The organism is Tissierella sp. (assembly GCF_052089545.1).
GTDB lineage: Bacteria > Bacillota > Clostridia > Tissierellales > Tissierellaceae > Tissierella_A.
This window is the reverse complement of the sequence record NZ_JBQDAA010000087.1, coordinates 1-9020: the sequence shown is the minus strand read 5'-3', so window position 1 is coordinate 9020 and position 9020 is coordinate 1. Positions and strand designations below refer to the sequence as shown.

Annotated in this window: 12 protein-coding genes; all 12 read left to right on the top strand. The window is 30.1% G+C overall.

The window, feature by feature from the left end; translation table 11 throughout:
* Positions 1–328 (top strand): TVP38/TMEM64 family protein (locus tag ACTHW2_RS07585; protein WP_442263345.1); only part of this gene is annotated, 328 nt, incomplete at its 5' end.
* 104 nt (positions 329–432) lie between these two features.
* A complete protein-coding gene (locus tag ACTHW2_RS07580; protein ID WP_442263344.1) occupies positions 433–1350 on the top strand; it encodes a sulfurtransferase in 918 nt (305 codons plus the stop codon).
* 14 nt (positions 1351–1364) lie between these two features.
* Positions 1365–2057, top strand: coding sequence for a TVP38/TMEM64 family protein (locus ACTHW2_RS07575; RefSeq protein WP_442263343.1), 693 nt, complete (start codon positions 1365–1367; stop codon positions 2055–2057).
* A complete protein-coding gene (locus ACTHW2_RS07570; RefSeq protein WP_442263342.1) occupies positions 2054–2740 on the top strand; it encodes a TVP38/TMEM64 family protein in 687 nt (228 codons plus the stop codon). Before ACTHW2_RS07575 ends, ACTHW2_RS07570 begins: the two co-directional genes overlap by 4 nt.
* A 111-nt stretch (positions 2741–2851) precedes the next feature.
* Complete coding sequence (locus ACTHW2_RS07565) at positions 2852–3961, top strand: (Fe-S)-binding protein (protein ID WP_442263341.1); 1110 nt, start codon at positions 2852–2854, stop codon at positions 3959–3961.
* Between the two features lie 122 nt (positions 3962–4083).
* Positions 4084–4575: a rhodanese-like domain-containing protein gene (locus tag ACTHW2_RS07560; RefSeq protein WP_442263340.1), complete on the top strand. Its 492-nt coding sequence runs from the start codon at positions 4084–4086 to the stop codon at positions 4573–4575.
* A 113-nt stretch (positions 4576–4688) separates the two neighbouring features.
* On the top strand, positions 4689–5363 hold the full coding sequence (locus tag ACTHW2_RS07555) for a TIGR04282 family arsenosugar biosynthesis glycosyltransferase (protein WP_442263339.1): 675 nt from the start codon (positions 4689–4691) through the stop codon (positions 5361–5363).
* Positions 5356–6354, top strand: a complete 999-nt coding sequence (locus tag ACTHW2_RS07550) for a phosphotransferase (protein WP_442263338.1) — start codon at positions 5356–5358, stop codon at positions 6352–6354. The genes ACTHW2_RS07555 and ACTHW2_RS07550 overlap by 8 nt, the downstream gene beginning before the upstream one ends.
* A complete protein-coding gene (locus tag ACTHW2_RS07545) occupies positions 6344–7033 on the top strand; it encodes a TIGR04283 family arsenosugar biosynthesis glycosyltransferase (RefSeq protein ID WP_442263337.1) in 690 nt (229 codons plus the stop codon). Before ACTHW2_RS07550 ends, ACTHW2_RS07545 begins: the two co-directional genes overlap by 11 nt.
* Positions 7034–7046: 13 nt before the next feature.
* The gene (locus ACTHW2_RS07540) at positions 7047–7913 is read left to right on the top strand and encodes a nucleoside hydrolase (RefSeq protein ID WP_442263336.1); all 867 of its coding nucleotides are present in this window, start codon (positions 7047–7049) and stop codon (positions 7911–7913) included.
* A gap of 166 nt (positions 7914–8079) precedes the next feature.
* Positions 8080–8673: a sulfurtransferase gene (locus tag ACTHW2_RS07535; protein ID WP_442263335.1), complete on the top strand. Its 594-nt coding sequence runs from the start codon at positions 8080–8082 to the stop codon at positions 8671–8673.
* Between the two features lie 3 nt (positions 8674–8676).
* Positions 8677–9020: sulfurtransferase (locus ACTHW2_RS07530; protein ID WP_442263334.1), on the top strand; the 344-nt coding region annotated here is incomplete at its 3' end.

Genomic DNA, 9020 nt, shown 5'->3' with positions numbered 1-9020 from the left:
GTTAATAAAAAAGGATTTAGTTTTGTTTAATAAGGATAATAAATTAGGTGGTATCTTATTGATTCTAATGCTTAGACTTATACCCTTATTTCCTTTTAAAGTAGTTAGCTATAGTGCAGGTTTGTCTGATATTAGGTTGAGAGATTTTTCTATAGCAACAGTAATAGGATCACTTCCTGGAATCATTGTATATACAAACCTTGGGGATAAGACTAATGAAGCTGGTTCAAAAGGATTTTATCAAGCCATAATTATGCTAATATTATTATTTATAGTATCCTTTATCATAAAAGGTATTTATAAAAAGAGAAGTGAAAGTATAATCTAAGACAAATAATTTCTTTATTTAAGGGGTTGATATAGGGAGATAATTTAAAATAATGATAATTAGAATGAAATTATTTTACTTAACTAAAAAGGGGGATGGATTAAATGAATATTAAAAAAGGGTGGTTAATAGTATTAGTATTTCTTCTTACATTTTCAATGATAGCTTGTAATTCTGAAAAGGTATTAAAGGAAGTTGTATTTTCAGGTGAATATATGGTAGATGCAAATTATGTAAAGGATAATTATGAAGACGAGAATATTATATTAATGGATGCTAGAGGTGAAGAGGCTGCAAAGAAAGGTACAATAGAAGGTGCAACTACAACTTCATGGCAAAATCTATCTAATATCGAAGGGAAAGAAAAAGGAGATTATGATTGGGGCTTAATTCTTGAACCAGAAGTATTATCTAAAAAACTTGGTGATTTAGGATTATCTAAAGATAAAGAAATAATTTTGTTTGCACAGGGACCTAAAGGTTGGGGAGAAGATGGTAGAATTTTATGGACCCTAAAGGCTGCTGGTTATGAAAACCTAAAGATGGTTGATGGAGGCTTAGATGCTCTTATAGCTGTTGGAATGAAGGAGTCAAAAGATGTTAAAAAGTTAGATCCTGTAGAAGTAGAAATAGATGCATTGAACTATGAACGTGTTATTGATACAAAAGAATTAGAAGTATCATTTGATGACTATGTAATTCTTGATGTTCGTGAAGATAAAGAATTTAAAGGTGGGGTTCATTATGGAGAAGCAAAAGGTGGACGTATACCTGGAGCAGTTCAAGTAAGATTTACAGACTTATTTGATTCTGATGGATATTTAAAATCCAATGATGAAATTACATCTATGCTTGAAGATTCAAATATTAAAAAGACTGATAAGGTAGTTGCTTATTGTACTTCTGGAATTAGATCAGCTTATATGCAGTTAATTATGGAAATGTTAGATTTTGAAGTTGTAAAAAATTATGATGGATCTTATAATACATGGTGTGTTCACAATGAAGTAGAGAATGATTAATAGGCTATTGAAAGTTGAAAAATATAAAACAAACGAATAGAAGCTATATATACTTAATTGTATTATTATTTGTAGTAATATTTTATATAGTCTCAGAACCATTTAAGTCTTTTAGTAGTGAGATTATTATGTTGTTTACTTCAATGAGTTCAGAGTCTATAACGGGATATCTGAACTCATATGATATTGTTAGACCTTTAGTTTCGATTGCTTTAATGATATTTCAAGCATTGATATTTCCCTTTAAGTATGAAATTGTGATTTTTGCAAATATAAAGGTATTTGGTGAATTAATGGGATTTGTTTTAAGTTTTGTAGGCAGGATTATCGGAGCTTATATTTGCTATGATCTTGGAAGAAGCTTGCTATCTAAGAGAATAGAATTAATCACAAAAAGAGTAGATATAAAGGGGAATAGAAGTAATTATATTAAAAACAGTGTATTAGTAAACATACTTATTAGAATATTACCCTTAAACTTTAATTTAATTAGTTATTTTGCTGGGATTATGCAATTAAACTCAAAAAAATATATGATTAACTCAATTATTTGGGCTACACTCACAACTTTAGTCTATTCAATAAAAAAAGGTTATTATAGCCATAGCTATGAAATGAGAATGATACTTATAAGACTCATATTATCAGTCCTAGTATTTCCAATTGTTGTAAGGAAATACAAAAAATATTGGAGGGGGTATAAATGAATAAAATTAAAAAATCTACACTTATAAAAATTTTACTTTTAGTTGTAGTAATATTGTTGTTTGTTTTTGTTAAACCATTGAATGATGGATTAAGAAGCATGACTAGTGCGTTTAAGGATGTAGAGTCGGTAAAGGAATATATTAGATCATTTGGAGCATGGGCAGTGGTAATTTCTTTTATAATGATGATTTTGCAATCTATAGTTGCTCCTATACCTGCATTCTTTATAACTTTTGCAAATGCAGCAATTTGGGGATGGTGGAAAGGTGCTATACTATCTTGGTCCAGTGCTATGGCTGGTGCAGCTATATGTTTTGGAATTTCAAGACTTTATGGTAGAGGTGTTGCTGAGAAATTTGCCAGCAAGATGGCTCTTGATGAAGTAGAGATTTTCTTTGAAAGATATGGAAAAAATACGATATTCGTAGCTAGACTTTTACCATTTGTTCCTTTTGATCCCATTAGTTATGCAGCGGGATTAACTCCTATGACATTTGGTGGATTTTTCTTAGCTACTGGTTTAGGTCAATTACCAGCAACTATTGTTTATTCCTATGCTGCAGCAAAATCATCTAATCCATCTACATTTGTAAGTGGATTACTAATTTTATTTGGAATTAGTGCCTTAGTTTATACAGTAAGGATGATTTGGATGGACAGGAATAAAAAGTCTATGAAATAAAAATTAAAGAAGGATTGCTTCAGTATAGAGTCAATCCCTCTTTTTACAATAGACTATTTAAGTTATTAGAACGAATTTAATTTGATTGAGATAAGAGGGGCGGTGAAGAATGTGAAAATATCAGATAAAACTATGAAATTGATAATTAAAGAAGAAGAGAAATGTACAGGTTGTAAACAGTGCATGAAAGGTTGTCCTATGCTAGATAAGTTTTGTGACTCGCCAAAAGAATTATTAGTAGAACTCAAAGATACCAAAGAGTTTCAATACTCTATGCCTTATTCGTGTATGTTATGTGGATACTGTACCAAGGTATGTCCAACATCAGTGGATCTAAAAAGTTTATTCTTAGAATTGCGAAGAGATACTGTGGGTATAAACAATGGTAAGCTTCCAGGAGAGCTAAATACTAAGGGAATAGATCTACATCAAAAGCTTAGTTTCTCTAATCTATTTGCTTCTGATATTCAAAATTTACAATCAGATACTATATTTTTCCCAGGTTGTGGACTTCTTGCATATAGCCCAAAAATAGTAGAAAAAACATATAATTATCTTAAGGGTAAGATAGAAGGTATTGGTATATATACAAAATGTTGTGGGAAACCAACTAATTACTTGGGTAAAGAGGAAAAGTTTAAAGAGTATTATTCAATCCTTGAGAAAGAATTTAAAGAAAAGGGCATAAAAAAAGTAATTACAGGATGTCAAAATTGTTTTATAACTATTGGAAATAAGAGCAAGGATATAGAGGTTGTTTCTCTATGGGAAGTGTTATCTAAAGTGGGAATTCCAGAAGACAAAAAAGACATGTTTATAAATACAGATAAAAAATTTACAATCCACGATCCTTGCCCTACGAGAAATGAGGGGGAAATTCACAATTCCATAAGAAGAATTGTAGATGATTTAGGATTAAATGTGGAAGAAATGGAATTTAAAAAAGGACGAACTCTTTGTTGCGGGGCAGGAGGTATGGTTCCAATAACCCAGGGGCAGATAGCAAAGGATCATACTATAAGAAGAGCTCAGGAAGCAAAAACAGAATACATTATAACATATTGTCAAGAATGTGTAGAGTCCATGAGAAAGGGTGGAAAGAGTTCATACCATATATTAGATTTATTATTCAATGAAGAACTTGAAGATATGGAACAAATAAATCAAAATTTGATGAATAAATGGATTAATAGATACAAGGGAAAAAACATAGGTGTATAAGAATTTAAATAAATAACTATTAGAGAAACCAATACTGAGACAAATCTTATAGATAATATCTATTTGAAATTACTTTTTATTTGTTATAAGATATTATAGAATTACAATAATGGAGGGATAATATGTTTAAAAGAAAATCATTAAAATTAATTCCAATTCTACTAATACTATCATTATTGATGGTTGCATGTGGACAGGAATCAGAAAGCTCAGAAACGAATCCTATGGAGTACATATCAGTTGATCAATTAATGGATTCAATTAAAGATGGGTCAGATGAGTATGTAATGCTTGATGTAAGAAAGGTTGAGGATTACAATAAAGGTCATATAAAAGGATCTTATGAAGCGGATGTGGATGCTGCTAACAAAGGTGGAGATGACGAAGCAGGAATAGTTAGTTTGAAAAAAGGTCTTTTACAAGCAACAGAGAGTGAAACTGGAAATCCAGATGACAAGTATGTTTTAATATGCTATTCTGGAAAATCTTATGCACAGAAAGCAACAGACCTTTTGATAGAAATGGGATTATCAAAAGATCAGATCATAACCCTAGAAGGCGGTATGTCTGCTTGGGAAGAAGGTGGACAAGAATATACTGACTTAATAGAATAAATATTGAAAATGGCTGTTCACTTAAAGAAATATTAGTGGATAGCCATTTCATAAGTTGAAGAAAAGCTACTTCTTATATTGGGGTAAGATATGAAAAGAAAGAGGTAATAGAAATGAGAGATAGAGCGATAATTTTTTTTACACGAATACCCGAATTGGGCAAAATAAAAACAAGATTAGAACCTTTTTTAACAAAAGAGTTATGCGTTGAATTGCAAACAGCTTTTATAAAGGATATTTATAATAGTATAAAAACCATAGGAATAGATATAATTATTAGCTATTCATCCATTGGAGATTTAGATAGATTAAAAGATATTGTAGATAAAGACATAAAATTTGTTAAACAAGAGGGAAATGATATAGGAGAAAAGATGCATAATGCCATATCTATTTCTCTAAAAGAATACCATAAGGTAGTTCTTATTGGAAGTGATCTTCCCTTATTGAATAAGAAGGATATAGAATTAGCATTTAGTATTCTAGAGGAAAAGGATTTAGTTATTTCTCCAACATATGATGGAGGATATTATTTAATTGGAATGAATAAAGCCAATCCAGATATATTTAAAATAGAATATAGTAGGAGCTCAGTTTTTGAAGAGAGCCTGGATAGAATAGAAAGTAGGGGACTATCTTATGGTAAAGGTAATATTCAATTAGACATAGATGATAAGAGTGATTTTATAAGATTACATAAGATATTAAAAAAGGATGAGAGTATTCCTTGTGAAAACACAAGAAAGATAGTCAATAAGATTATGGTAAAGTGTGATGGAAATGAATAGGATATGTCTAGACAAATTAAGAAGAGATAAGTTTTTTATAGAAAGATTTGGTATAGGATATAATAAAGAATTTTCTATTTTAGGCCAAGGAGAATATAATATTAACTATATTTTTAATTCGAAAACATATGGTAAGAAACTAGTACTTAGAATAGCAACAGATAGTCAGATGGATTTAGATAATCAAATTAAATATGAGTACAAAGCTTTAGAATTGTTAAAAAAAAGCAATAGGACTCCTAAACCCATTTATTATGATGATAGAAGAAAATTACTGCCCTATGGATTTTTAATCATGGAATATCTCCCAGGCAAACATTTGGACTATAAAAAGGATTTAAAAATCGCAGCACGGGTATTAGCAGATGTTCATAATCAATCTATATCAAAAACTAATAAATTAATAAAACCAGCAAATCCAATACAAGCTATTTATGAAGAATCTTTAAATATGTATGAAAAATATAGAAAATCAAAATATATAGATATAGAAGTTATGAATAAGATAGAATACTTATTAGAAAAAGGGAAAAATATAAAGACTTATGATATAGGAACTAGAAGCATAATAAATACAGAGTTAAATTCAGGAAACTTCCTTATTAATGGAGAAGATCAGAACAATTACATAATAGACTGGGAAAAACCCATATACGGATATCCATCACAGGATTTGGGACACTTTTTAACACCGACAACAACATTTTGGAAAACAGATGTAATTTTATCTAGAGAAGAAATAGATCTTTTTATAAAGGAATATTGCAAAATATCTAATCAATATAAAGATGAGAAAGTACTTTGGAATTGTGTAAAAAACTATATAGCTATAAACTGTCTAAGAGGAATAAGCTGGTGTGCTATGGCTTATGTAGACTATCAAAATCCAGACAAGATTATATCCAATGAATATACATACCAGAAAATAAAATCTTATTTGTCTATAGAATTTCTAGATATGATAAGGAGAGAATATTTAAATGAATATTAATATGCAAAAGAAAATTTCAGTTATAATTCCAGTCTATAACGAAGCTATAAGAATAAATGATTTAATATATAACTTAGAGCAATTTAAAGATCATTGTGAAATTATATTTGTAGATGGTGGTAGTGATGATGGAACTAATAAAAGAGTTGAAGAAAAGCACAGACTAACATACTCTCCTAAGAAAGGGCGATCTTATCAAATGAACTATGGAGCTTCATTAGCAGAGGGAGAGATTCTTTTGTTTTTACATGCAGATAGTTTTTTGCCTACTAATGCATTGGATGAAATACACAGAATAATATCACAAGGTTATAAAGTAGGATGTTTTAAAATAAAATTTACTAGTAATAGTATTATTATGAAAATATGTGGCCTTATGTCTAACTTAAGAGTTAGACTAAGAAATATAGCCTTTGGTGATCAAGGAATATTTATAGATAGAAATTATTTTAATGAATTAGGTGGATTTAAAGAAATACCCCTTATGGAAGATTACCAACTATCAATAGATATCAAGGCTGATAAGGAAAAGATAGGATTAACAAAAACAAAAATTAACACTTCAGAAAGACTATTTATAAAGATAGGAAGACTTAGGACAATGGCAAGAATGCAAAAATTACAACATATGTATAGAAAGGGTGCAGATGTTGAAGTAATTGCAAGTTTATATAAATAGGAGGATTGATGCTATGTCGAGAAAATTAATTATAGATTGTGATAATACCTTTTCCATAGATGGCTGCGATATAGATGATGGGCTTGCAATAATATATGCTTTAGCCCAAGAAAATACAGAAGTATTAGGAATAAACACAACATTTGGAAACAATAAATTGGATAAAGTTTATCCAAATACAATTAAATTTATGAAAGATATTGGGTGTTCACACATCCCAGTTTATAAAGGTTCTAAAGATTCTTATGAAAATAATCAAGCAGCAAACTTTTTAGTGGAGATGGCTAATATCTATGAAGGAGAATTATCCTTAATTGCCATAGGATCCTTAACAAATTTGCATCATGCTTGGCAGATAGATAATAAGTTTTATGAGAAGATAAAATCTATTTCATTAATGGGAGGCATAACTGAGCCATTAAGAATAAATAAGAAAACTTTAAATGAATTAAATTTATCTTGTAACTATAAAGCAGCTTTAAACCTATTGGAACATGGTGAAAATCTTATAATTGCCACTGGAAATACCTGTTTAGATGGTTTTTTTACTAGAGAAAGATTTGATAAGCTGAAAGAGGGAAATGAATTTGAAAGATGGATTTTTGACCAAAGTATATACTGGTTTAATAGAGAACGAAAAGTCTTTCAAAATCAAGGAATATATATATGGGATATAGTATCAGTAGCAGCTTTATTAAATCCACATCTGTTTATAGAAAATACTATAGATATTAGTCCAGATGAGGAAAGCATAAAAAGTGGAATGCTAATTGGGGAAGGAAAGATGCGTAAAGTTATTATACCAAAAATAAAGAATGTAGATGAATATGTAGAACATGTATATGAACACTATAGGATTTTTGAAGAAAGACTACTTTGATCAAAGATATATTATTGATGCTAGGACATACATATATTATAGATAATATTAATGATACAAGCCCTTAGCATTAATATTATGAATTGGACTTTGGAATAGACCCATGTTATCCTTTAAATGGATACAAAACAAGTATCATATAAAATTACTAGTAGGGGATTTGTTAATGAAAAAGAGATATTTAGCTTTATTATTTTTGCTTGTATTAATGATGACCATATTTGTTGGTTGTGGTCAAGAACCTAAGAGTTCAGATAATAATCTGGTAAATGAAGAAGTAGAAAAGGGTGACATGGTTGAAGCAATAGATGAAAAGAAGGTATTTGTTTCTCCAAAATGGGTTAAAAGTGTTATTGATGGAGAACAAGAGGAATCAAAGAATTACATAATTTTAGAAGCTTCTTGGGGAACAGCTGCTGATAGTCCAGATTATAATACGGGGCACATACCAGGTGCTGTCCATGTAGATATTGCAAGTATCGAAGGAGAACCATTTTGGAATTTAAAAACTCCAGAAGAAGTAGGGCAAGCAATGCTTGATCTTGGTATCTCAAAAGATACAGTTGTTATTCTATATGGTTCTGATGTATCGGGTACAGCTAGAGTAGCATATGCATATTTATGGGCAGGTGTAGAGAATGTTAAGGTCTTAGATGGCAGTCTTAGTGAATGGGAAAAGTCAGGATATGAATTAGAAACTATTGCCAATCTACCAACACCAGCAACAGAATTTGGCGTAAAAGTTCCTGCAAATCCATAATTTTTGCTATCAATTGAGGATGTAAATAAGAAATTAAAGGACGACTCAAATTTTCGTCTAGTGAGTATTCGTTCTAACATAGAATTTATAGGTGAGACAAGTGGTTATTCTTATATTCCAAAAGCAGGTGAACCAAAGGGTGCTGTTTGGGGTAAGGGTGGTAGTGATCCATACCATATGGAAGATTATACACACGAAGATGGAAGATATATTAGCATGAATGAAATGAAAGATCTTTGGAAAGATCTTGATTTTACATTAGATAATCATCTTTCCTTCTATTGTGGTACAGGCTGGCGTGCATCAATTCCATTTTTGATCATGTATGAAAATGGACATACAAATAT

Excerpts from the sequence above, each read along its gene's own strand:
- ACTHW2_RS07580 (WP_442263344.1), top strand. The coding sequence starts at position 433 with ATGAATATTAAAAAAGGGTGGTTAATAGTATTAGTATTTCTTCTTACA.
- ACTHW2_RS07570 (WP_442263342.1), top strand. The coding sequence starts at position 2,054 with ATGAATAAAATTAAAAAATCTACACTTATAAAAATTTTACTTTTAGTT.
- ACTHW2_RS07560 (WP_442263340.1), top strand. The coding sequence starts at position 4,084 with ATGTTTAAAAGAAAATCATTAAAATTAATTCCAATTCTACTAATACTA.
- ACTHW2_RS07555 (WP_442263339.1), top strand. The coding sequence starts at position 4,689 with ATGAGAGATAGAGCGATAATTTTTTTTACACGAATACCCGAATTGGGC.
- ACTHW2_RS07550 (WP_442263338.1), top strand. The coding sequence starts at position 5,356 with ATGAATAGGATATGTCTAGACAAATTAAGAAGAGATAAGTTTTTTATA.
- ACTHW2_RS07545 (WP_442263337.1), top strand. The coding sequence starts at position 6,344 with ATGAATATTAATATGCAAAAGAAAATTTCAGTTATAATTCCAGTCTAT.
- ACTHW2_RS07540 (WP_442263336.1), top strand. The coding sequence starts at position 7,047 with ATGTCGAGAAAATTAATTATAGATTGTGATAATACCTTTTCCATAGAT.
- ACTHW2_RS07535 (WP_442263335.1), top strand. The coding sequence starts at position 8,080 with ATGAAAAAGAGATATTTAGCTTTATTATTTTTGCTTGTATTAATGATG.